This is a genomic window from Chryseobacterium daeguense DSM 19388, assembly GCF_000430825.1.
GTDB classification, from domain to species: domain Bacteria; phylum Bacteroidota; class Bacteroidia; order Flavobacteriales; family Weeksellaceae; genus Chryseobacterium; species Chryseobacterium daeguense.
Genome location: NZ_AUMT01000010.1, coordinates 18,066 through 42,177, shown reverse-complemented (window position 1 = coordinate 42,177; position 24,112 = coordinate 18,066). Strand labels below are relative to the sequence as shown.

Genomic DNA, 24,112 nt, shown 5'->3' with positions numbered 1-24,112 from the left:
AATGTATGTTTTTAAAAATTCAATGACAAAAATAGTAAAAATACCATCACCGTGATCTTTAATTTAATGTAAATGAAAATTAACATATTTGCTTGATAATAAGATGTTTTGCTTTTTTAATAAAAATTCGTATATTTGCAATGGATTTACGGTAAACATGCGAAGGCCTTCGGAAGAAAGCCTTTTTTCGTACAGTAAATCAAGATTTTAAATAACTTTATGGAGTTTAGAAAAAGAATTGAAGAATTATTAAATGAATTCCTTGAAACCAGAAAAGATTTATTTCTTATCGATTTAAAATTTTCTGCGGGGGATGACATCACGGTGATTTTAGATGGTGATAACGGAGTTTCTTTGCAGGACTGCCTTGATGCAAGCCGTGCAATAGAATTCAATATGGATCGTGAGGAGCATGATTTCAGCTTACAGGTAATGTCTGCAGGTCTGAGCGAGCCTCTGGCAACTCCGAGACAATTTGCCAAGAATATAGGAAGAGAAATTGAGGTTTTACTTAATGATTCTTCGAAAATTGAAGGTGAGCTGGCAAAAGTAGATGAAGAAAAAATCACGCTTATCCTGCGTTATCGCAAACCGAAAGATATCGGTAAAGGAAAAGTAGATGTGGAGGAGGAAAAAGAAATTCCGTACTCTGAGATTAAGAAAGCATTAGTAACAATTAAATTTTAAAAGAAAAAAGAATAGATGGACAATATAGCGTTGATTGAATCCTTTGGTGATTTTAAAGACGAAAAAGGGATCAGTAAGATTGATCTTATGGCAATTATTGAGGATTCACTGAAGACACTTTTGAGAAAAAGATATGATTCAGATGATCATTTTGATGTAATTGTGAACCCGGATAAAGGAGATTTTCAGATATTTTTGAATAAAACCATCGTTGAAGACGAAATGTCTGAAGATGATGATTTGGAAATAGAAATTTCTGAAGCTAAAAAAATCGACCCTACTTTTGAAGTAGGTGAAGATTTTACAATGGAAATTCCTGTTGCACAGTTGGGAAGAAGAAATATCCTTACTTTGAAGCAGATTTTGGCTACGAAATTGCAGGAACACAACAATGCCATGTTGTATGAGCAGTTCAAAGACAGAATCGGGGAGATTGTAGTGGGAGAAATCCACCATATCCGTCACAAGCACGTGATCCTGCTGGATGATGAAGGAAACGAATTCATTTTGCCTAAAGAAAATCAGATTCCATCAGATTTCTTTAAAAAGGGTGAGAATATCAGAGCTATTGTGGAAACAGTAGATTTCAAAGGTTCAAAACCGCAGATTATCATTTCCAGAACTGCACCTAAATTCTTAGAGAAATTATTAGAGCTGGAAATTCCTGAAATCCAGGACGGAACCATCATGCTGAAAAAAGTAGTGAGAATTCCTGGTGAAAAGGCAAAAATTGCAGTAGATGCTTACGACGACAGAATAGATCCTGTAGGAGCCTGTGTGGGTGTGAAAGGATCAAGAATTCACGGTGTGGTAAGAGAGTTGAGAAATGAAAACATCGATGTGATCCAGTGGTCGAAAAACCCTGAGATTTTGGTGAAGAGAGCTTTAGGAAACGTTACTGTTAATAAGATTGATATTAACGAAAACAGCAGCTATGCATTGGTATACACACCTGTTGAGGAAATTTCTAAGGTAATCGGAAAACAAGGTCAGAATATTAGACTTGCTTCTTGGCTTACAGGTTATGAAATTGATGTGCACAGAGAATCCAGCGAAGATGATGACGTAGAATTGAAAGAATTCAATGATGACATCGAGCAGTGGATTTTGGATGAATTTAAGAAAGTAGGTCTTACTACTGCGAAATCGGTTTTGGATAAAGAAACTGAAAGCTTACTGAATATGGTAGATTTGGAAGAGGAAACTATTGAAGAAGTGAAGCGTATTCTTAGAGAAGAATTTGAAGATTAAGATTTTAAATAAATTTTAATAACAGTAAAAAGAAATACTTTAATTTTAAGAATTAAAAAAAATAGTAAATAATATAGATGCCAAAAATTAGATTAAATAAAGCGGTTAAGGAATTCAACATTTCGATGTCCAGATTAGTAGAGTTTTTACAATCAAAGGGTTTCGAGGTTGAAAGCAATCCTAACGCTCAATTGGAAGAAGCGGCATATTCTGCATTGGAGGCTGAGTTTGCTAAAGACGGCGAACAACGTAAAGCTTCCCATGAGGTGGTGATCACAAAAGTTCCGGAAGAAAAGCTGGAAATTGAAGAAAAGAAAACCCCTGAAGTAATAAGAGCTAAAGCTAATAAACCAGAAACTAAAATTTTAGGTAAAATAGACCTTGAGTCTAAACAGCCTGAGGCTGAGGAAGTTTCTGTTCCTACTCCAGCTCCAGAACCTGCTCCTAAAGCAGAACCTGTAGCAGAGGAGAAGAAAGAGGTGGAGGCTGCTCCGGCTCCCGAAGTAAAAGCAGCACCTGAAAAGCAGGAATTTAAAGTTCTGGATAAAATTGATTTGTCTCAAATAGAATCTAGAAACAGACCTGTAAAAAAAGACAAACCAAAAATGGAGGAGAAAAAAGCAGAGGAAAAACCTGTAGAAAAACCAGTAGAGCCTGTGAAAGAAGCACCTAAGCCAGTTGTTGAAACACCGGCAAAACCTGTTGAGGTAAAAACTACTGAGCCAGTAAAAACAGAAGAAGAACCTCAAGAACCTCAAAAAATTGAAACTGTTTATCAAAAACTTGACGGTCCTAAAATCGTCGGGGAAAAAATTGATTTAACACAGTTTGCGCCTAAGCAAGGAGCCGGAGCGAAGAAAAAAAGAAAGAGAATTGAAAAGCCGGGAGGTAATAACCAACAGGGTGGAAACAATAATCAGCAGGGCGGAAATAATAACAATACCCAGGGTGGCCAAGGAAACCGTCCTCAAGGACAAGGTGGAAACAGAACCCAGGGACAAGGCGGACAGGGAAATCGTCCTCAGGGTCAGGGCGGACAAGGCGGAAACCGTTTTGGAAACAACAACCAGGGGAACCGTCCACCGGGACAAGGTGGAAATCGTCCTCAGGGTCAGGGCGGACAAGGCGGAAACCGTTTTGGAAACAACCGACCTGGCCAAAGAACAATGCCTGTAGAGCTTACAGACGAACAAGTTAAAAACCAGATCAAGGAAACCCTTGAAAAATTAACCAATAAAGGAGGTAAATCTAAATCTGCTAAACACAGAAAAGATAAAAGAAACTTCCGTAGAGAACAGGACGAACGCCAGCAGGAAATTGATGCGGCAGACAGAACATTAAAAGTAACGGAATTCATCACAGTAGGTGAATTGGCGAGCTTAATGAATGTTTCCCCTACAGAAGTAATTTCTGCTTGTTTCTCATTAGGGGTAATGGTTACCATGAACCAAAGGCTGGAAGCGGATACCTTATTATTGGTAGCTGACGAATTTGGATATAAAATTGAATTTTCCGATGCGGATCTTGAAGAAAGTGATGCGGAAGATGAAGTTGACAATGAAGAAGACCTGGTATCAAGAGCTCCGATCGTAACGGTGATGGGGCACGTAGACCACGGTAAAACTTCATTGCTGGATTACATCAGAAAAACTAACGTAATTGCCGGTGAATCCGGAGGTATTACGCAGCATATCGGTGCTTACAATGTGAAGCTGGAAAACGGGCAGAGAATTACATTCCTTGATACACCGGGTCACGAAGCCTTTACAGCGATGAGAGCAAGAGGTGCTCAGATCACGGATATTGCAATTATCGTAATTGCTGCCGATGATGATGTAATGCCTCAGACTAAAGAAGCAATCTCGCACGCACAGGCTGCAGGTGTACCGATGATTATTGCAATCAATAAAGTGGATAAGCCAAACGCGAATCCTGACAACATCCGTCAACAGCTTTCCGGAATGAATATTCTTGTGGAAGAATGGGGAGGAAATGTTCAGGCACAGGAGATTTCGGCTAAATTCGGAAACAATGTAGATGTTTTACTGGAGAAAGTTTTACTACAGGCCGAAATGCTTGAGTTAAAAGCTAATCCGGACAGAAACGCACAAGGTGTTGTTATTGAAGCTTCATTGGATAAAGGAAGAGGATATGTGGCTACAATGCTTGTACAATCAGGAACTTTAGTGGTTGGTGATTATGTATTGGCAGGTAAAAACCACGGTAAAGTAAAAGCAATGCTTGATGAGAGAGGGCGAAACCTTAAGGAAGCCGGTCCATCAATTCCGGTAACGATTTTAGGTCTTGACGGAGCTCCTACTGCGGGTGATAAGTTTAAAGTATATGCTGACGAAAGTGAGGCTAAAACTATTGCCAATAAGAGAGAGCAGCTTCAGAGAGAGCTTTCTATCAGAACTAAAAAGCATACAACGCTTGAAGAATTGGGTAGAAGAATTGCTTTAGGTGATTTCAAAGAATTGAACATTATCCTTAAAGGTGACGTGGACGGTTCTGTTGAAGCATTATCTGATCAGTTACAAAGATTATCTACTGCTGAGATCAATGTTAATATCCTTCATAAAGGTGTTGGTCAGATTACTGAATCTGACGTCAACTTAGCTGCTGCTTCTGATGCAATTATCATTGGATTCAACGTAAGAGCTGGTGCCAATGCAAAAGATCTTGCAGACAGAGAAGAGATTGAGATCAGAAATTACTCAGTTATCTACGCTGCTATTGAAGAAGTAAAAGAAGCGATGGAAGGTATGCTTTCCCCTGAAATTAAAGAACAGGTTATCGGTAATGTTGAGATCAGAGAAGTCTTTAAGATTTCAAAGGTGGGAACAATTGCAGGATGTATGGTTCTTTCAGGAAAAGTGACAAGACAATCCAAAGTAAGAGTTCTTCGTGACGGCATCGTGAAATTCGATGGCGAACTGGAAAGCTTAAAACGTTTCAAAGATGACGTGAAAGAAGTAACCAAAGGCTACGAATGCGGATTAAACCTAAAAGGATACAACGACATTGAAGTTGGCGATATTCTTGAAGTTTATGAAGAGGTTGCTGTGAAGAAGAAATTGAAATAATAATATAATAATGTATTAAATAAAAAAGCCAGGAATATATATTCCTGGCTTTTTTATTTAAGTTTATGTCTAGTCCTGAAATAGCGATACAAAAAAAAACAAATTGTTATGAAAGACCCTTTAGAAGTGCTTTATGTAAAGCGCACGCAGAAAGATTACAGTTTGAGTCTGAAACTACAAATTGTAAAAGAAATCGAAGCTGGTAAATTAGGCATGAGCGAATGTCTGAGGAAATATGTGATACAATCTCGTTCTACCGTTGTGAGTTGGCTCAGAAAATATGGTACCTTTGATTGGGAAAAACAAACACCGAGTAATATGGCAAAAACACCTGAACAACGAATCTTGGAACTTGAAGCCGAAGTAAATCTGCTAAAGAAACAAAAAGCCTTTTTAGAAAAACAAGCTTATGTAGCAGATAAAAAGGCGGTTATTTTTTGATATGATGATCAATCTGGCAGAGAAAGAATATGATATTGACATCAGAAAAAACTTACCACCCGAACAATCGACAACTTTCGCAGCGAAGAAAAAAAAACTTTAATCTTCAGCTGTGGATTGTTCGGGTGGAACAGACAAGTTTATTACAGGAGTATAAAAAGAACCAAAATCCGTAAGGATAAGGCTTCACAAGTCGTAGATCTGGTAGAAAGCCTGCGTTTGAAAATGCCGAAATTAGGAGGAAACTATATTTTCTATTGAAAGTCGATTTGGCGTTCCTAAAAATAGGGAGAGACGCTTTCTTTGATATTCTAAGAGCTAATCATTTATTAATTGTTCCGAAGAGAGGCTATCATATTACTACCAACTCTCACCACCGTTTTAAAAAACACAAAAATCTGGTGCTGGATTATGAAGTTACAAGACCCAATCAAGTCTGGGTTGCATACATCGGAAACAGGAAGAATCCGAGTTATTTAAGCTTAATTACCGATGCTTATTCCAAGAAAATTGTTGGACATTATCTAGCAGATAACCTCAATACAGAAAGTAGTCTGATGGCATTAAAGAAGGCGTTAAAGAGCAGCAAATCGTCTATGGAGTCACTAATTCACCACTCTGACAGAGGTTTACAATATTGCTCGAATGACTACCAAAAAATTTTAAAAAGACATCACTTAAAATGCAGTATGACACAAAACTCAGATCCGTACGAAAATGCTGTTGCAGAAAGAATAAATGGTATTCTGAAACAGGAATTTGATATTGATAAATATAATATTGAAAACAACCTAAGAAGAAAGATCGTAGAGCAATCCATTAAAGTTTATAATGAATTACGTCCACATTTTTCCAATCATTATCTAACGCCAAACCAGATGCACAGCCAATGCGAATTGAAAATGAAAACCTACAAAACAAAAAACCAAAGCAAAAACGTCTTTGCTTTGGTTTAATTATCTTATTTTTAACCTATAATCTGTATCGGATTTTCAGGGCTAGTCATTATTTTTAATTTTTAATAAATTTAAAAGTCTTACTAACTCCCGATTTAGAAACATAGTTAACAATATAATTGCCTTTTAAAAGGTTACTGATATTTAATTTTCCATCGTTAAGCTTTGTTTTTAAAACTAATTTACCAGACACATCATAAATACTTATATATAGATTATTTTCTTTTTCTTTAATATAAAGATAGTCTTTTGCAGGATTAGGATAAAAATCTACAGTATTTTCATTTAGAGCCAAATTATTAGTAGACAAAACTGAAAGATTTTCTGAAGTTGCAATTAAACTGAAATTTTGACTTCCTCCAGAGAGAGTTCCTTTATGTGTTACAGTTATAGTATAAGTTCCTGAAGGATTGTTAATATCTACCCTTTCGTAATTATCGGCATTATTGGTTGAATTATTAGTAGCAGGATCTCCGGGATTCGACATTCCTTGCATTTTCCAAGGATAATATGTAGCGTCATTATTTGTTACCTTAATATCTAAATCATTAATTAGATACTTAGTTGTGGGGTCTACAGTTCCTGTATTTATTGTCTGTGATTGCGGGTCAGTCCAAGATATCGATATTTTTAAAGGATTTGTACCATTTGCTGTAATTGTTTTGGTATAAGTAGAATTATTATTTAAAGTTAATTCTTCTATTATACTTTTGGTAGATGTAGTAGAGTTTTTATCACGGATAGTAACGGCGGCTTTTTCAGCATTAATAAGCCCCCAGCCAAATTCGTAATCTGGACCAGGATAGATGCCTGCTTCATCGGCAGTATGCAATATTAAACCTTTCACTGTGGCAGATTTCATATAATTACTATAAAGTTGATTATAATACTGTTGCAAAAGTAATACAACACCAGTTACTCCTGGTGATGCCATTGATGTTCCTGACATAATGCCGACAGCAGTATCTGATGTTGATAAAGTAGATCTTACACTTACTCCTTTCATAGAAATATCAGGTTTAATTCTTCCGTCATCTGATGGTCCCCAACTACTAAATGAAGACATAATAACACTAGATGGATTGACATAATTTGCAACTTGGTTTACTGCAGCAACTGTAATAGCATTTTTTGCATTCCCGTGCCCAAAAATCATATCATATCCTCCTTTTGTTCCTAACTGAGTTGATCCAGGTGGAGTCACTTCGTTACGATCATTTCCTGCGGAAACAACCGGGAGATAATAAGGATTATTATAACAAATATTATCAATTTGTCTTGCTCTGCTATCATAGGCTCCGTAAAACCACAGGCTACTAAGTGAACCAATACCATATGAGTGGTTGGATACTAATGTACCTGATGATGCCTCTGTTAGCATTTCACTTAAATCATCAGTCCAATTATAAGATCTTATAGAAGAATTAAAAGCCAAGCCTCTAACTAAGCTGTTGATGCCTTGTGCGGCAATTGTACCTGCAACGTGTGTGGAGTGATCTGCGAAGGTTACTGCATCCATATTTGTAATTTTACTAAAACCATTTACTACAAATTCCTGATGAGTATCTCTAACATTGCCTCCATCCCAGACACAAGCTGTCATGTTTTGTCCTTGTATATTTATACCTAAAGATCCTCCATTGTATAATTGAGTTGCCCGTGCTGTAGTTGCTGCTCCTAAATTATAGGTTCTGGCATATATTTTTTCTCCATTAGGTAATACATCAATTATTTCCTGAATTCCAAATTCTCCAATTTTGGTTCTTTTAATAATTTTCTCAAAAGAACTAAAATATGTTTTTAACCTAAATTTTCGTTCAAAATCTTCTTTTTTCAAAATTGAAGCTAATTTTTGATTTTCAAGTTGATTAGACTGAAGTGAGATTTTTTTGCGCTCTTCAAAAGTTTGAGCATTGAAAAAAGATACTACTAGAAAAGTATTTATAAAAAGTATTTGTCTCTTCATATTTAAAATTTTATCAACAAATATATAGAAATATAATGATTTTAATAGCTTATTAAAAATATAACGTAATTTATTTGGAGGATTTAATATTTATTAACATATTTGCACCTATAATATTAAATTTTGTTAATAATGAATGGTAAACTAAAAGTGCTAAGTGCTGGAGTTATGTTCTTTATAGGAGGACAGCTAACAATGGCGCAATCAACAAAAAAGGTAACCGATACTGTTCCAAAGACTTCTAACATTGAAGAAGTTGTGGTATTAGGGTATAGTAAAACTCAGACTAAACCACAAAATGCTACTGCTTCTGTAACGATTTCAGGAGAAAGATTGGAAAACAGACCCAATGTTTCTTTTTTACAATCAATGCAGGGGGAAGTTGCTGGTCTTAGTGTAAGTTCTACTTCAGGATCTCCAGGTTCTGCAAAAATGGATCTAATCATCAGAGGGGTAAGTTCAATTAACTCTCAGTCTGATCCATTATATGTAATTGATGGTATGATCTCTAATGCAACACAGTTTCGTAACTTAAATCCAAACGACATCGAAAGTTCTTCAGTTCTTAAAGATGCTGCTGCAACTGCAATTTATGGTAACAGAGGGGCGAATGGTGTAGTTATCATCAATACGAAAAGAGGAAGATATGGAACTAGATTTGATGTTTCTTATAATACAAGTATAGGGACAAGTTTCTTGCCGGAAACAAAATATGATATGGCAAGCGCACAAGAATTGCTGACAATTCAAAATCGTGCAGGTTTAGGGCAGGGTGCTAATATGACTCCTGAACAAATTGCAAATTATACAACGAATACAAATTGGAGAAAGCAATTCTTCAGAACGGGTATAACTCAAAGTCATGATTTACAAATATCAGCAGGAGGTGCGAATTTAAGTAACTATTCTTCTGTTGGATATATGAAGCAGGATGGTATCGTGCCTACTACAGATTTCCAAAGATTTACATTAAGGAATAACTTAATGGGTAAATCGAAAAATAATAAATTTAATTACTCACTAAATATTGGTTTAGGTCATTCTGTAAGACATCAGTTAGAAGAGGAAACCAGAGGTGATATTAATTCTAATGTTATACAAAATCCTCTATTAGGGTCTATTGTAGGTTTGCCAACTTTAGCACCTGATGTATATGCTAATGGTCAGGATTTATTAAATGGTATTGGTTCTGATTTTAGTAATGGTAATAACGTGTATGTTTTACAAGATATCTTAAAAGGAACGCTTCCTAACAAACTTACTGAGACTAGTATTATTGCAAATGCGGCTTTGTCTTATAAAATTACTGATGACTTGACCGTTGGTAACAGAACAGGTATTGATTATAAGTATAATCAAAGAATTTTCGCAAGAGCTCCTTGGTCTTATTTAGCTTTAGTTGTTGCTTCTTCTTCAGGCACGGAGTATGGAGGAGTTGAAGATAATGTTAAATCAACAGATCTTACATTCAGCTCAATTACTAACGTAAGTTATAAAAAATCTTTTGGAGAGCACACAATTGATCTTGGCGCTTATTTAGATTATATGAAAGTTCACTATGAGGCTACTTCAGGACGTCAAAATGGTTTGAACCCACTAAACTGGTCATTCGGAGCTGGAACAGGATGGATCCCATTCAATCCAGCAACTCCAAATATTTATAACCCATCAAACAGCACGTCTAAAATTACAGCTGGTACATTAGCTTATTTTGGAACTTTTGATTATGATTATGCTAATAAATATGGTGTTTCTGGTACAGTAAGAAGAGACGGAAGTTATAGATTTACTGGTGATAACAAATGGGCTACTTTTTGGGCTGTGGCAGGTCGTTGGAATATTGATAAAGAAAACTTTATGCAGGGTTCCAATATTGATATGTTAAAATTAAGAGCTTCGTATGGTACTAACGGTAATGCTCAAGTTGTTACTGCTGCTTATGGAACCAACCCATTAATTGTAGGAACTAACTTGGTTAGGGATACAAATACTGTGGGGCTAGGATATAATAATAACAATGCAGTGTATTATACAGGAGTAATTGCAAACCCAGACATTCAATGGGAAGAAATTTCACAGTTTAATGTTGGTTTAGACTATATGTTCTTAAACAGAAGATTAGAAGGTAGCTTAGATTATTACAAAAAAAGCACGGATAAATTATATAGTCCAATTAACATTTCTGCAATTACAAGTTTATATTCTATCAATGGAAACAACGGAAAATTACAGAATGAAGGTGTAGAAGCTAGTTTAAAGTATCACCTATTTAGAAATTCAGATTTCAAATTATCTGTATATGCTAACACGGCTTATAATAAGAGTAAGATTGTTGACCTTATCCAAAATCAAACAACAGGAAGTATTAGAAATGTAGTAGGAGGTCAGTTATCTGAATGGTACATGATTCCTTACGTAGGAGTAAATCAGAGTAATGGTAACTTATTGTTCTTAGATATCAACGGAAATGTTACTGAAACTCCAGATGTTAACAGAGATGCTAGAGCAACAGGTAAAAACTACTTGCCAAAATGGGTTGGTGGTTTCGGTGTAAATTCATCTTATAAAGGATTTACTTTAGATGTTCATTTCTCATATCAGCAAGGAGCATACAAATATGATAATCAGTTAGATTATGTATATGATTCTACAACAGTTGACGGATATAATGTATCTAGAGAATTATTAAATGCTTGGACAGCTAATAACACTAATACAAACGTACCTTCTTTATTTGCAACAAACTTTGCTTATAACGGAAATTCTGACAGATTCTTAAAAGACGCTTCTTTCATCAGATTAAAAAATGTTGTATTAGGATATAAGGTTCCTAGTGAGATGTTTGGTAATAGCGGAATCAGAGGAGTTAGAGTATTTTTACAAGCAGAAAACTTGTTAACATTTACAAAATGGCAAGGATTTGATCCTGAACCAACTTTCGCAACTTCAACGTCAGTATATCCTAATATGAAAACAGTTTCTTTAGGTGCTAATATTGACTTTTAATTAACAGTAATTAATAATAAAAATGAAAAATATTTTTTATAAACTATTGACAGTGTGTTTCGCTTGTACTGTTTTAGTATCTTGTAAAGATGCTATTGATATCGTACAGGAAGGCGAACTTAATGACCAAACTGTTTTTAAAACAACATCAGACTTAGAAAAATATTTACTAGGATCAGTATATACGAGTGTTGATGTTACAAACCAAATTAAGTTTTCTTCTGTTTTTACAGATGAATTAAGAGTAGGACCAAGTAATACAGGACAAGATCAAGGATTATATAGATATGTATTAACTCCAAATGATGGATATGCATCTGCTATTTGGATACAAAATTATACTAATATCAATAGAGTTAACAGATTATTAGAAGCTGCTGAAAAAATCACACCTGATGCTTCTGAAACTGTAACATATAATAATATACTTGCAGAAGCAAGAACATTGAGAGCTTTAGCTTATTTGAACTTAGAGTCTTATTTCTCTCCAAATATGGCTGATGATAATGCTTTAGGTGTAATATTGATCAACAGGGTTCCTGAAATTGATGAGCAATTACCCAGAAGTAAGAATGCTGATATTTGGGCTTTAGTAGAATCTGATTTGCAATATGCAGAAAATAATCTTGCTCCTCCAACTGCGCATAACTTTCCTTTCTTTGCAAGTAAGACTCTAGTGAATGCAATGAGAGCTAGAATGTACCTATATAGAAAAAACTATACTTTAGCTAAACAATATGCTCAAAGTGTAGTAACGAGTTCAGGTGTTTCTCTGACAGTTTCTACTCCTGTTCCAACAGGAACTCCAGGTACTGCAGCATGGAATACAGCATTTTATGCAGCTGCTCCAACCAACCCATATAGAAGACTTTGGGCTGATTTAAATAACGGTGAAAATTTATTTACATTAAGTAGACCAGTAAGTGGAACAGGAGGTAATATTGCAGGTATCTATACAACTAATACAACTAACCTGTCAGGCTCTCCATTATGGACTGTAGGATTGAACCTATTCAACAGATTGAATGTGTCAAGTGGTACAACTCCTCAATATTCATTAGATATTAGAAGATATGCATTTATAGATCCAACTTCTGTACCTGCACAAGGAGTGTATATTATAGATAAATATCCTGGTAAAACAAACGCACCATTAAGAAATGATGTAAAAGTTTTCAGATTATCAGAAATGTATTTCATTCTTGCAGAGTGTGAAGCTCAAACTCCGGCAGGTTATGTGGCGGCAGCTACATATATCAAAGCGGTAAGAGATGCAAGAAGATTTAATTCTACAGCTACTTTACCGGTATATTCTAGCAAAGTTGATGCACTTAGAGATATTTTGGCTGAAAGACGTGCAGAGCTTGCTTTTGAGGGACACCGTTATGTTGATTTGAGAAGACTTGGTGCTGAGGCAGGAGTAAGTATTGATAGAAATGCTAATGATGATTTCAACCCAAATACACCTCTTACTCTTAATATTACTGATTATAGATTTACATTACCAATTCCATCTTCAGAAATTTTAGGAAATCCATCAATCCAGCAAAATCCTGGTTATTAATTTTTAAAATAATAATGTTATGAAAAATTTTTCAAAAATAATATTTCTTTTTATTACTGTACTTCTTGCTTCATGTAAACAAGAGGAGGAGCCTTACTATGATGGGGATTCTTTTGTACAGTTTAATAAAGGAACCACTGCTAGTGCTTTTGTTGTAGCAGGCTCTACATCTTCTGACTTTGATATTAACTACGGAGTTCTTAAGGGAGTAGAAGGAAGTCACCAGGTTAAATTAGTTTTTGATCAGGCTAAATCCACAGCAGTATTAGGAACAGATTTCCAAATTGTAAATGCAACTGATGAGCTTTCAAATGGTGAAACAATGGGTAAATTTGTTGTAAAATTATTAGAAGCTGGAGCAGTTCAAAGTGGGAAAAAAGCAGTTTTCAGACTAGAATCTTCATCTTTGCCAATTGCAGCATTTAATAATGAATTTACACTAGATGTATCATTAACTTGTCCTATATCTTACTTTGTAGGAGATTTTACAAATACAGAAACTTGGTGGAATGCAGGTCCTGGAGGTACATACCAAATCGTGGAAAGTACAGTGGCTAACCAAATTTTAGTAAAAGATTTTTGGGATATAGGTATAGATTTAGTGTTAAACTATAACCCTGAAACTTTTGTTGTTAGTGTGCCTGAACAAGAAACAGGGACTCTTCATCCAACTTATGGAATGATTAAAGCAAAGGCATCTACTGATGCTACTTTAATTTCAATTTTCAATCCTTGTACTAGAAAGCTTACAGTATACATGAATTACTTTGTTACTGCAGGAACTTTTGGAAATCAGAAAGAGGTTTTCCAAGGAATATAATTTTTTTATTCATAATAAAAACCCCGTCCTACGACGGGGTTTTTTATTCCCCATTATTTCTTATTTTTGCTTTACAAAATTTGATGGTATAACTTTACAGCATCATTTTTTGCATAATATAAATGAACACATGAAGTATATACTTTCAATAATACTCTTTCTGAGTCTCACTGTACAGGCGCAGGTCGTAAACAAAACAGATTCCAATAAGCTTCCCAAAGAAGATACATTGGTGATTGATTCCGGGAAGAAGGATTCTTTAAAAATATTTAAGCCTACCATTAATGATTATCTCTATCAGACACAATTCTCGGAGAAAAAAGTGTTTGATACGGTGATGACTTTTGATAAAACCTATATTTTTTCACAATACAATAATAAAGACAATTTTGGAAAAGTTCAGTTTGCAAATATTGGGGCGGGATTTAATCCGCTGTCCTATGAAGTGAATGCTGAGCAGAATCTGGCTTTATTGCCCACCAATAAATCTTACGGTATTTTAGGTGTTAATGATATTCATTATTATGATGTTAAAACACCGACAGCCACTTTCATTTATCATAATGCCATGAAAAACGGGGCTGCTTTGAGATCATCCTATACCCAAAATATAGGAAAAAGGTTTAATTTTGCTTTAGAATATATGGGATTGCGTTCGCAGGGACTTTACAGGAATTCTTTGGCTTCCAATAACAATACTTTATTTTCAGGGCACTATGTTTCAAAAAGCGGAAATTATGAATTGTTTGCCCACTATTTACATCAAAATGTAAACAACCAGGAAAATGGAGGAATTGCAGTGGACAGCCTTTTTCAAAACGGGGACAGCAACTCCAGAAACCGTCAGAATATGCAGGTGAATCTGGAAACATCAAGTTCTCAGTTTTCTTACAGAAGATATTACCTCACACATCAGTTTGCGCCTTTCAAATCAGAGAAAATTCCTTTTAAATTAAGACATACAATTTCTCATCAGGGAAATAAATATTATTATACACAAACAACTCCGGAATCTTACTGGTATGATGTTCCGGCAGAGCTTGTAAACGGTGCCCCGCTTACTTCAAAAAAATATTCGGATAATTTCAGCAATACGGTAAGCCTGGTTTGGGATAATGAAAAATTCAAGCTGGACGCGGGAGTCCGTTATCAGATGTTAAAGTTCGGAACCAGTGAAATTGTTCTTCCGCTTTTAGTGATTCCTACGGAAATTAAGGAAAGCAGAATTGGTGCAGTCGGGAATTTACAAATTAAACTTTTTGATAAGATTCAATTGAATTCATTTGCAGAATTTTCAAATGGAAGCGAGTTTGGAACTTATGTAAAAACCACCAACAATTTGAAATTTGAGCCAATAAAAGACTATTTTGTCAATGCAAAAGTAAATTTCCAGAGTGCTTACCCTTCGTTCAATTATCTGTTGAATACTTCGGTATATAATAATTTTAACTATTATCTCCAGAATGCAGAAAATCAGTCCATCACGGAAATCGGGGGGAGCATTAACCTGAAGTGGTTCAAAACGGAATTATTTGCCAATTATTTCAGAATAGATAATTATACCTATTTTGACATGACTGCAATGCCAAGACAAAGCGAAAGCTCACTCAATATTTCTCAAATTGGAGGAGATGCCACATTCAGTTACGGAAGTTTTCATCTGAATACAAGACTTCAGTTCCAGAACGCGCTTACCAATAAGGATCTTTTACCTATGCCCGGATTTATCGGACGAGCTAATCTTTTCTTCCAGTCAAAAGCATTTAAAAAAGCTGCAGAAATTCAGGCGGGGATAAAGGTTTATTATTTTTCAAAATTTGCTTCAAGAGAATATTTCCCTATTCTTAATGAGTACATTCTGCCGGGAACCAATTCATTCTCGATCGGTGGACAGCCAATGGTTGATCTTTATTTTAATATGAAAGTTAAAAAAATGTTCTTCTTTATCGAAGGTCAGCAGATCGGAACCGTCATCTCGCATAATAAAGCTTACGCATTTCCAAGCTACCCAACTTATGATTTTAGGTTGAATATCGGAATTGTGTGGTATTTGTTCAACTAAAAATTTTCACCAAAGTTGAAAACTATTAAAAAAATATCATTTCAGGATATAGAAAGCATTCCTCAATTAATAAAGGATTTTTTAAATCAAAAAATTGAAGGTTTTGAAAATAAAACATTTTCCCTGGAGAATTTCCGCCAGCAGATCCACCTAAAAATTGATAATACATTATCATTGCAGCAGAGGGAAAAATTGTCTGATACTATTGAAAGCCAGCTTTCGGATCTAAAGCTGTCATCAAGCCAAAGAACGAATTTGGAAAACATAAAGCAGCCGAATACATTTACCATCACAACCGGACATCAGCTGAATCTGTTTTCGGGGCCGGTATTTTTTGTATATAAAATTTTACAGACCATCAAGACATGCTCTTATTTAAAAGAGAATTTCCCGGATTTTAATTTTGTTCCTGTGTATTGGATGGCGTCCGAGGATCATGATTTTGCGGAAATTAATCATTTCAAAACAGAGAATAACTATTATGAGACCAATGAAAAGTCTGGTGGTGCTGTCGGAAGAATCCAGATAAATGATACGTTTTTTATTTCAGAATTTGAAAAGGAATTCAAAGATTATGTTTTCGGTACGGAATTGATTTTAATGTTAAAAGAAGCCTACAAAACCGGAAATACTTTGACGCAGGCTATTAAGATTTTAGTTAATCGTCTGTTTTCGGATTTCGGACTGCTCATTGTGGATGGAGATTCAAAAGCATTGAAAAGCCAGATTAAAGAAACGTTTAAAGATGAGCTTCTTCATTTTAGTCTGAATAAAAACTCAAAAGAGAAAGTAGATTTTTTAACCGAGAAATATGGGAAAGTTCAGGTAAACCCGCGTGAAATCAATCTTTTTTATCTTTCTGAAACGCGTGACAGAATTGAATTTGACGGACGGAAATACATCATTGTCGATAAAAATATCAGCTTTACAAAAGAAGAAATTTTAAGTGAGCTGGAAAATTTTCCTGAAAAATTCAGCCCAAATGCATTGATGAGGCCTGTTTACCAGGAAACGATGCTTCCCAACCTTGCATATATCGGAGGAAATGCTGAAATCATGTACTGGCTGGAGCTTAAAGACTATTTCACAAAAATCAATATTCCTTTTCCTATCCTTATTCCGAGGAATTCAATGCTGTTTTTAAAAGAAAAAACTTTAAGTAAAATTGATAAGCTAGGCTTAAATATAGAAGATTTCTTCAAAAATTTCGCAGCGATTACCAATAACAAAATATTGGATAATAATGAGATTCTGAACGCTTTGGACGAGAAGGAGAATCTTTTGGTAAATAATTTTTCAGAGTTAAAAACGATTGCGGAAACCACTGAAAGATCTTTCGGGAATATGGTAAAAGCAGAAGAAGTAAGGCAGCTGAAATCTTTCAAAAGAATGAAAAAACGCCTTCTTCACGCAGAAAAAATAAAACAAAGAGAATTGTTGGAAAGACTGGAAAATTTGTTTTTAGATGTACATCCTTCTAAGAATTGGCAGGAAAGGGTTTATAATTTTAGCGTATTTTTTGCAGATTATGGATATTCATGGCTTGAAACTTGTTTAGAAGAAATGCAAATTGAGGAGTCAAAACTAATAATTGTTGCCATTTAATTTTAAAGAAGTATTTTTGTAATTATAATCATCGAATATGATAAAGAGGTTTTTTATTCTATCCAGTTTATGTATGGTTTTGGGAGTTTCTGCCCAAAGATCGCACACTGTTGTAAAGGGAGACAATCCCTACAATATTGCAAAAAAATACGGGATGACTGTAGATGAATTGCTGAAACTGAACCCAAAGGTAAAAGACGGCAAACTGGCGATCGGCGATATTTTGACCGTTAAAAATGATAAAGCAGCTTCTGCAAAAGCGGCTGTTTCTACAAAACCTGTGAATAATTCTCAGGTTGGTAAGATCATTCTTCAGCCAAAGCAAACCATCTACGGAATTACAAAACAATACAGAATTTCAGAAACCGACCTGCGTAAGCTGAACCCGGAGCTGGATTCTCACATGAAAATCGGTGACGAGATTACATTACCTCTTGAAAGCATCAAAAAATACGGCGGAGATCAGCAGCAAGTTGCGACTACTACACCTGTTACCAGCCCTGTGGAAAAAACAATCGAAACTCCGGTTGCCACCGCTTCGGAAGGTGAATACATTGTGCAGGCAAAAGACAATTATTACAGAATTTCAAAGCAGTTCGATATTACTAAAGAAGAGCTTTTTGCTTTAAATCCGGGCCTTGAGGATAAAGGTCTTAAGCCTGGTGAGAAGATAAATGTAAAAAAATCTAATACAAATACAGTTTCCGAACCCGTTTCTTCTAAAGAAAAAATGGATTCAGGAAACGAAAGGCCTAATGCTTCCGGTAATACTGCTGTTGCAGATGATTATGTAACATACACCGTTCAGCAGGGCGATACCGTTTTCTCTATTGTAAACAGATTCGGAATTACAATTGATGAGTTGACGGCTCTTAACCCGGAATTATCTCACGGGTTAAAAACAGGAATGGTTTTAAAAATAAAAAAACTTGATCCTGCTTATGTAAAGAAAAACGGGGATGCATTAAGCGTGGTTTTAATGCTGCCTTTCGGGTACAGTACAAATGAGACCCAGTACAGAACTATGGCGATGGATTTCCTTACCGGAGCCAAGCTTGCCATTGAAAGAAATGCCAGAAACGGACAAAAGCTTGAAGTAAAAATTGTTGATTCAGGGAATGAAGCGACTTTCAGGAATTCTTTGACACAGCTGAATCCGGATAATACAGATTTAATTATCGGGCCTTTCTTCAAGTCAAATGTTGTTGATGTTCTTGACTTTACAAAAAATCAGAAAATTCCGATTGTAGCACCTTTTGCCAACTCTCCGGAACTGTATAATTACAGCAACCTGATTATTGTGGAAACCAATGACCAGACCTATGCAGATAAGATTGTGGAGGAAGTAAAAGCGGCCTATTCTGACCAGAAAATCTATGTGGTTGCAGATTCTAAAAAAGAAAATGCCAATTATATCAAAGCAGGTCTTGAGAAAACCTTAAAAAATCCAAGCGTTACCATTGTAGATTCTTCTGCAGATATTAAGCTTGATCAAAATATGATGACAGGGCAGTCTGCACCGGTGATTGCCATTCTTGCAACTGACAATGACGCGGCAGGTGAAGCTTTTGCCAATAAAGTCATAGCTTTGTCTAAAGAAGTTCAGGGAGTAAAAGCGTTCAGTATGCATTACGCTCCGGTTTTTGAGAAAAAAGTGGATGATCTTAGTCAGGCCAATCTGGTTTACCTGATGGACAGAAAAATAAACACGGAAGGAAGCTTCGAAAAAGAAATCCTTGCTGCTTATAAAGCTAAATACTGCAAAACTCCTCCGAAATTTGCAATCGTAGGTTTTGATGTTGTCAACGACATGCTGACCAGAGAAAACAAAAAAGGAGAGATCTTTAAGCAAATGAATAAAGTACAGACTCAGCTGGCAACAAAATTCGAGTTTGTAAAATCTAAAGCAAACGGTGCGTATGTAAATACCGGATATCGTGTAATCAGGCTAGTTCCATAAATGATTTAATCGCTTTTAAAGAATATCGTTAACATTATATTTATATTTGCATAATATTTTAAATTAATACATGAAAGCACTTGTATTTCCAGGGCAGGGTTCTCAGTTCGTAGGAATGGGGAAAGAATTATATGATTCTAGAAAAGACATTAAGGACATGATGGAATCTGCCAACGAAATTTTAGGGTTTGATATCCTTTCCGTTATGTTTAACGGAACGGATGAAGATCTTAAGAAAACAGAGGTTACCCAACCTTCAATTTTTATACATTCGGTAGCTGCCCTTAAAGCAGTGAACGGTCTTGGAGCCGAAATGGTGGCAGGACATTCTTTAGGAGAGTTTTCAGCGTTGGTAGCCAATGGTGTTTTATCCTTTGATGATGGTCTGAAACTGGTTTCCGAAAGAGCAAAAGCAATGCAGGCTGCTTGTGATGCAAATCCGAGTTCTATGGCAGCAATTTTAGGATTGGAAGATGCTAAAGTGGAAGAAATCTGTTCTACAATAAACGGAATCGTAGTTCCTGCAAATTACAACTGTCCAGGGCAATTGGTGATTTCAGGGGAAACTGCTGCGGTGGAAGAAGCTTGCGTAAAATTAAAGGAAGCAGGAGCAAAAAGAGCTTTATTGCTGCCGGTAAACGGAGCATTCCATTCTCCATTAATGCAGCCGGCTCAGGAGAGACTGGCTTCAGCTATTGAGCAGACTAAGTTCAGAAAAGCAACAATTCCTGTTTATCAGAACATCACTACAACGGCTATTTCTGATCCGGACGAAATCAAGAAAAACCTTATCGCACAATTGACGGGGCCTGTAAAATGGACACAGTCTGTGCAGAATATGATTAAAGACGGGGCAGCTAATTTCGTAGAAGTTGGACCTGGAAAAACGTTACAGGGATTAATCAAAAAAATTGATTCTTCCGTAGACGTTGCATCTGCAATCTAAAAAATAAAAAATCATGGGCGAGATATTTTCACCGGGAAAGCTAATGCTTACTTCAGAATATTTCGCTATAGACGGGGCTCTTGTCTTAGCGGTACCTACCAGGCTGGGACAAGAGTTTTCCTTTGAAGAAAAAGACGATCAAAAATCGCTGATCTTCTGGGAAGCATACCATCAAAACAAATTATGGCTAAAAGCTGTCATCGATTACAAAAGCTGGCAGATTTTAGAAACCAATATCCCCTCAAGTGCTGAATTTATAGTAAAAACATTAAAAAACGTTCAGTCACTTTCTACCATTAAATTCAAAGATAATTTTACTTACAATCTAAAAACAAACCTTCAGTTTCCTGCAGATTACGGCTTGGGAAGCAGCTCTACCCTGATGAATAATCTGGCGGAATGGGCAGAGATTGATCCTTTTCACTTAAATTCCATCAGTTTGGGAGGAAGCGGGTATGATATTGCCGTTGCAAAAGAAAAATCAGCGGTTCTTTATCAAAGCGTTCCCGAAATCAAATATGAAAGGGTAAATTTTAATCCTCCTTTTAAAAATGAGCTTATATTTATTCATTTAAATCAGAAGCAGAACAGCCGTGAAGGAATCAATTTTTACAAGTCAAAAAAAAGGTCCCAAAAACTGGTTGAAGAATTTTCGAATCTTACAAAGAATATTTTGTTATGCAAAGAATTGGAAAATTTTTCAGAGCTTATGTTAATTCATGAGCAAAAAATATCAGAATTCCTTGAAATTCCCACAGTTAAAGAGAAGTATTTCGCAGATTGCCCGGTTTTCGTTAAAAGTTTAGGGGCATGGGGCGGAGATTTTGTAATGAGCTCAAAATTTGAAGGGTTTAAGGACTATTTTTGGGGAAAAGATTTTAATACTATTTTCGAATGGTCTGATTTAATTGATTCTTAATCAATAAATTACAAACTTGTTTTTTTATTTGCCATTCTGACTTATATCATTATATTTAAACCACCTTTAACAATTAATTAATATTAATTTTGTTGGACTTAAAAAAAGAAATAGAAAATATAAGTAAAATGAAACACGCTAAAATCATCCAGGATTTAGAAAAATTAGGGATTAAAGGAAACTATGAAGTCGTATATAATCCTTCTTATGAAGAGTTGTATCAGGCTGAAGTTTCTCCTGAAAATCAGGGCTTTGAGAAAGCTGAGCTTACGGAATCTGGTGCAGTATCAGTAAAAACAGGAATTTTCACAGGTCGTTCACCTAAAGACAGATATATTGTTCAGGATGATGTTACAAAAGACACTATTTTTTGGGATGGTAAAGTAAACTTACCTACAACTCCGGAAACTTTTACGTCTTGTAAAGAATTAGTGCTGAACCAACTTTCTGCAGCTAAAAAAATCTATGTGGTAGATGCTTTCTGCGGAACAAATATAGATACCAGACTGAAAGTAAGGTTCATCGTTGAAGTAGCGTGGCAGGCGCATTTCGTTACGAATATGTTCATCCGCCCTTCTCACTATGAGCTGGAAAACTTCGGGGAACCGGATTTCACAGTGATCAACGGTTCCAAAACTACAAACCCGAACTGGGAAGCTCAGGGATTAAACTCTGAAAATTTCGTGATGTTTAACCTTACTGAAAAGCTTCAGATCATAGGAGGAACATGGTACGGCGGAGAAATGAAGAAAGGAATGTTTGCCATGATGAATTATTATCTTCCATTAAAAGGCATGGCTTCTATGCATTGTTCTGCCAATGTAGGTGAAGAGGGAGATGTAGCCCTTTTCTTCGGACTTTCCGGAACAGGAAAAACAACTTTGTCTGCTGACCCGAAAAGATACCTGATCGGTGATGACGAGCACGGCTGGGATAACAATGGCGTATTCAACTATGAAGGTGGCTGTTATGCAAAAGTGATTGATCTTTCTGCTGAAAAAGAGCCGGATATTTTCAGAGCAATCAAAAGAGATGCGCTTCTTGAAAATGTTGTGGTAAACAACGGTATTGCTGATTATACAGACGGATCTATCACAGAAAATACAAGAGTATCTTATCCTATCTATCATATTAACAAAATTGTTCTGCCTTCAAAAGCAGGTCATGCAAAAAAAATTGTTTACCTTTCCGCAGATGCATTTGGAGTATTGCCTCCGGTTTCTGTTTTGGATGAAGATCAGGCACAATATCACTTCCTTTGCGGTTACACTTCAAAATTAGCAGGAACTGAAAGAGGAATTACGGAGCCTCAGCCGTCATTCTCACCTGCATTCGGTGAAGCATTCTTAACATTACACCCAACAATGTATTCTAAAACATTGATCGGAAAAATGAAAGAGCACGGTGCAAAAGCCTATCTTGTAAACACAGGCTGGAATGGTACAGGTAAAAGAATTTCTCTTAAAGATACAAGAGCGATCATTGATGCCATTATTGACGGTTCCATCGAAAATGCTCCGAAAACAAGAATTCCAATCATGAATCTTGAAATTCCTACAGAGTTACCAAACGTTTCTGAGGGTATTTTAGATCCAAGAAATACGTACAATGACGTAGCAGAATGGGAAGAGAAAGCAAAAGATCTTGCTGCAAAATATATCAAAAATTTTGATCAGTATTGTAATACGGAAGAAGGTAAAAAATTAATTCCTTCCGGGCCTCAGTTACAACAACAAACAACAAACTAAAAATAGAAATCCTCATCAAAGCGATGAGGATTTTATTTTAATTAACCACAGACTTTCTCAGATCAACACAGATGTTTGCATATAGAATCTGTGCAAATTTGTGAAAATCTGTGGTCAATAATTATTTAGGATTTAAAGCTCAAAATTGCCAATCTGTATCCTTCCATTCCGAAACCGGATAAAACGGCATCCGTATTCGCTGCCGTTACAGATTTCTGCCGAAATTCTTCTCTTTTGTAAATATTGCTGATATGAACTTCAATTTTCGGTTTTTGAATATTTTTTAAACAATCCGCAATGGCATAAGAATAATGAGTAAAAGCTCCCGGGTTGATCACCAGAGCATCAAAATCATCTTCCTGAAGACGGTTGATAATTTCTCCTTCCACATTAGACTGATAGTAATGTATTTCATGAGAAGGAAATCCGGATTTCAAATTTTCCAGATAATCTTCCATTGAAATTGTCCCGTAAATTTCGGGCTCTCTTGTTCCTAACAGGTTTAAATTGGGGCCGTTTACTATTAAAACTTTCATGGGCTAAAATTAAAACATTTCCGTGTTATTTTGATATAATTAAAAGTTTATCTTCTCTTTAAATTTATCTCTAAAAGAAAACTGCTAACTTTGATAGAATATTACATCAAGCTCCTGAGGTATGAAAAAAGACATTGAAAATAAGCTGATCGATAAAAATACAAAACCCACAAGCATGAGGATTTTGGTGTATGATTTTTTGAGTTCACAGGAAGCCGCATTGTCATTGTCTGAAATTGAAAATTATTTTGAAAATGCCGACCGCACAACGATTTACAGGACATTAAAAACTTTTGAAGAAAAAGGAATTGTTCACAGTATCCAGGAAAATACAACTACAAAATATAAGCTTTGTCATGACGGCTGTGATGAACGCACGCACAAAGACTGGCATCTCCATTTTTACTGCAAGATCTGCAAACAGACAACCTGCAGAGAAGATATTTCTTTCCCGGAAAATATTCGGACCAATTTCAGGATTGACGAAATACGGCTTTTTGCTAAAGGCATCTGCGAAAACTGTCTTGAAAGTTTGCAATAGTATTGCATCCGGTTTTGG

At 35.8% G+C, this 24,112-nt stretch carries 17 protein-coding genes; 15 read left to right on the top strand and 2 right to left on the bottom strand.

Annotated features, from left to right (window positions below):
- Nucleotides 1-219: 219 nt before the first annotated feature.
- From rimP to H560_RS23375, 5 genes are all read left to right on the top strand, one after another.
- Nucleotides 220-687 carry a ribosome assembly cofactor RimP gene (rimP, locus tag H560_RS0112670; protein WP_027380388.1) on the top strand — a complete coding sequence of 156 codons (468 nt, stop codon included), beginning with the start codon at nucleotides 220-222 and terminating at the stop codon, nucleotides 685-687.
- A 15-nt stretch (nucleotides 688-702) separates the two neighbouring features.
- Nucleotides 703-1,938 (top strand): transcription termination factor NusA, encoded by a 1,236-nt coding sequence (gene nusA / locus H560_RS0112665; protein ID WP_027380387.1) that lies wholly within the window; start codon nucleotides 703-705, stop codon nucleotides 1,936-1,938.
- Nucleotides 1,939-2,015: 77 nt separating this feature from the next.
- A complete protein-coding gene (infB, locus tag H560_RS0112660; RefSeq protein ID WP_027380386.1) occupies nucleotides 2,016-5,024 on the top strand; it encodes a translation initiation factor IF-2 in 3,009 nt (1,002 codons plus the stop codon).
- A 108-nt stretch (nucleotides 5,025-5,132) separates the two neighbouring features.
- Nucleotides 5,133-5,465 (top strand): hypothetical protein, encoded by a 333-nt coding sequence (locus H560_RS23380; protein ID WP_228372470.1) that lies wholly within the window; start codon nucleotides 5,133-5,135, stop codon nucleotides 5,463-5,465.
- 233 nt (nucleotides 5,466-5,698) lie between these two features.
- Nucleotides 5,699-6,421 carry an IS3 family transposase gene (locus H560_RS23375; protein WP_262486280.1) on the top strand — a complete coding sequence of 241 codons (723 nt, stop codon included), beginning with the start codon at nucleotides 5,699-5,701 and terminating at the stop codon, nucleotides 6,419-6,421.
- Nucleotides 6,422-6,476: 55 nt separating this feature from the next.
- Here the strand turns inward: H560_RS23375 and H560_RS21555 are convergent, their stop codons facing one another.
- Nucleotides 6,477-8,387, bottom strand: coding sequence for a S8 family serine peptidase (locus H560_RS21555; RefSeq protein WP_051289325.1), 1,911 nt, complete (start codon nucleotides 8,385-8,387; stop codon nucleotides 6,477-6,479).
- 132 nt (nucleotides 8,388-8,519) lie between these two features.
- Between H560_RS21555 and H560_RS0112640 the strand changes: the two genes are divergently transcribed.
- From H560_RS0112640 to pckA, 9 genes are all read left to right on the top strand, one after another.
- The gene (locus H560_RS0112640) at nucleotides 8,520-11,393 is read left to right on the top strand and encodes a SusC/RagA family TonB-linked outer membrane protein (RefSeq protein ID WP_027380385.1); all 2,874 of its coding nucleotides are present in this window, start codon (nucleotides 8,520-8,522) and stop codon (nucleotides 11,391-11,393) included.
- A gap of 22 nt (nucleotides 11,394-11,415) precedes the next feature.
- Entirely contained in the window at nucleotides 11,416-12,957 is a 1,542-nt protein-coding gene (locus H560_RS0112635; protein WP_034752832.1) for a RagB/SusD family nutrient uptake outer membrane protein, read from the top strand.
- A gap of 19 nt (nucleotides 12,958-12,976) precedes the next feature.
- Nucleotides 12,977-13,777 carry a hypothetical protein gene (locus H560_RS0112630; RefSeq protein ID WP_027380383.1) on the top strand — a complete coding sequence of 267 codons (801 nt, stop codon included), beginning with the start codon at nucleotides 12,977-12,979 and terminating at the stop codon, nucleotides 13,775-13,777.
- Nucleotides 13,778-13,907: 130 nt separating this feature from the next.
- The gene (locus H560_RS0112625; RefSeq protein ID WP_027380382.1) at nucleotides 13,908-15,839 is read left to right on the top strand and encodes a putative porin; all 1,932 of its coding nucleotides are present in this window, start codon (nucleotides 13,908-13,910) and stop codon (nucleotides 15,837-15,839) included.
- Nucleotides 15,840-15,854: 15 nt separating this feature from the next.
- Nucleotides 15,855-17,444 (top strand): bacillithiol biosynthesis cysteine-adding enzyme BshC, encoded by a 1,590-nt coding sequence (bshC, locus tag H560_RS0112620; protein WP_027380381.1) that lies wholly within the window; start codon nucleotides 15,855-15,857, stop codon nucleotides 17,442-17,444.
- Nucleotides 17,445-17,481: 37 nt separating this feature from the next.
- Nucleotides 17,482-19,404, top strand: a complete 1,923-nt coding sequence (locus H560_RS0112615) for a LysM peptidoglycan-binding domain-containing protein (RefSeq protein WP_051289324.1) — start codon at nucleotides 17,482-17,484, stop codon at nucleotides 19,402-19,404.
- Nucleotides 19,405-19,474: 70 nt separating this feature from the next.
- The gene (gene fabD, locus H560_RS0112610; protein ID WP_027380379.1) at nucleotides 19,475-20,350 is read left to right on the top strand and encodes an ACP S-malonyltransferase; all 876 of its coding nucleotides are present in this window, start codon (nucleotides 19,475-19,477) and stop codon (nucleotides 20,348-20,350) included.
- Nucleotides 20,351-20,363: 13 nt separating this feature from the next.
- Nucleotides 20,364-21,269, top strand: coding sequence for a GYDIA family GHMP kinase (locus tag H560_RS0112605; RefSeq protein ID WP_027380378.1), 906 nt, complete (start codon nucleotides 20,364-20,366; stop codon nucleotides 21,267-21,269).
- A 128-nt stretch (nucleotides 21,270-21,397) separates the two neighbouring features.
- The gene (gene pckA, locus H560_RS0112600) at nucleotides 21,398-23,017 is read left to right on the top strand and encodes a phosphoenolpyruvate carboxykinase (ATP) (RefSeq protein ID WP_027380377.1); all 1,620 of its coding nucleotides are present in this window, start codon (nucleotides 21,398-21,400) and stop codon (nucleotides 23,015-23,017) included.
- A 125-nt stretch (nucleotides 23,018-23,142) separates the two neighbouring features.
- Here the strand turns inward: pckA and H560_RS0112595 are convergent, their stop codons facing one another.
- Nucleotides 23,143-23,553, bottom strand: coding sequence for a type II 3-dehydroquinate dehydratase (locus H560_RS0112595; RefSeq protein ID WP_027380376.1), 411 nt, complete (start codon nucleotides 23,551-23,553; stop codon nucleotides 23,143-23,145).
- A 121-nt stretch (nucleotides 23,554-23,674) separates the two neighbouring features.
- On the opposite strand from H560_RS0112595, the gene H560_RS0112590 reads away from it, so the two are divergent.
- A complete protein-coding gene (locus H560_RS0112590; RefSeq protein WP_027380375.1) occupies nucleotides 23,675-24,094 on the top strand; it encodes a Fur family transcriptional regulator in 420 nt (139 codons plus the stop codon).
- The last annotated feature ends 18 nt before the right edge of the window (nucleotides 24,095-24,112 follow it).

Bases quoted from the DNA above. Each gene is read 5' to 3' on its own strand.
- pckA (WP_027380377.1), top strand. From the start codon at position 21,398: ATGAAACACGCTAAAATCATCCAGGATTTAGAAAAATTAGGGATTAAA.
- H560_RS0112630 (WP_027380383.1), top strand. From the start codon at position 12,977: ATGAAAAATTTTTCAAAAATAATATTTCTTTTTATTACTGTACTTCTT.
- H560_RS0112590 (WP_027380375.1), top strand. From the start codon at position 23,675: ATGAAAAAAGACATTGAAAATAAGCTGATCGATAAAAATACAAAACCC.
- H560_RS0112635 (WP_034752832.1), top strand. From the start codon at position 11,416: ATGAAAAATATTTTTTATAAACTATTGACAGTGTGTTTCGCTTGTACT.
- infB (WP_027380386.1), top strand. From the start codon at position 2,016: ATGCCAAAAATTAGATTAAATAAAGCGGTTAAGGAATTCAACATTTCG.
- fabD (WP_027380379.1), top strand. From the start codon at position 19,475: ATGAAAGCACTTGTATTTCCAGGGCAGGGTTCTCAGTTCGTAGGAATG.
- H560_RS0112595 (WP_027380376.1), bottom strand. From the start codon at position 23,553: ATGAAAGTTTTAATAGTAAACGGCCCCAATTTAAACCTGTTAGGAACA.
- H560_RS23380 (WP_228372470.1), top strand. From the start codon at position 5,133: ATGAAAGACCCTTTAGAAGTGCTTTATGTAAAGCGCACGCAGAAAGAT.
- H560_RS0112615 (WP_051289324.1), top strand. From the start codon at position 17,482: ATGATAAAGAGGTTTTTTATTCTATCCAGTTTATGTATGGTTTTGGGA.
- H560_RS0112625 (WP_027380382.1), top strand. From the start codon at position 13,908: ATGAAGTATATACTTTCAATAATACTCTTTCTGAGTCTCACTGTACAG.
- rimP (WP_027380388.1), top strand. From the start codon at position 220: ATGGAGTTTAGAAAAAGAATTGAAGAATTATTAAATGAATTCCTTGAA.
- nusA (WP_027380387.1), top strand. From the start codon at position 703: ATGGACAATATAGCGTTGATTGAATCCTTTGGTGATTTTAAAGACGAA.
- H560_RS0112640 (WP_027380385.1), top strand. From the start codon at position 8,520: ATGAATGGTAAACTAAAAGTGCTAAGTGCTGGAGTTATGTTCTTTATA.
- H560_RS21555 (WP_051289325.1), bottom strand. From the start codon at position 8,387: ATGAAGAGACAAATACTTTTTATAAATACTTTTCTAGTAGTATCTTTT.
- H560_RS0112605 (WP_027380378.1), top strand. From the start codon at position 20,364: ATGGGCGAGATATTTTCACCGGGAAAGCTAATGCTTACTTCAGAATAT.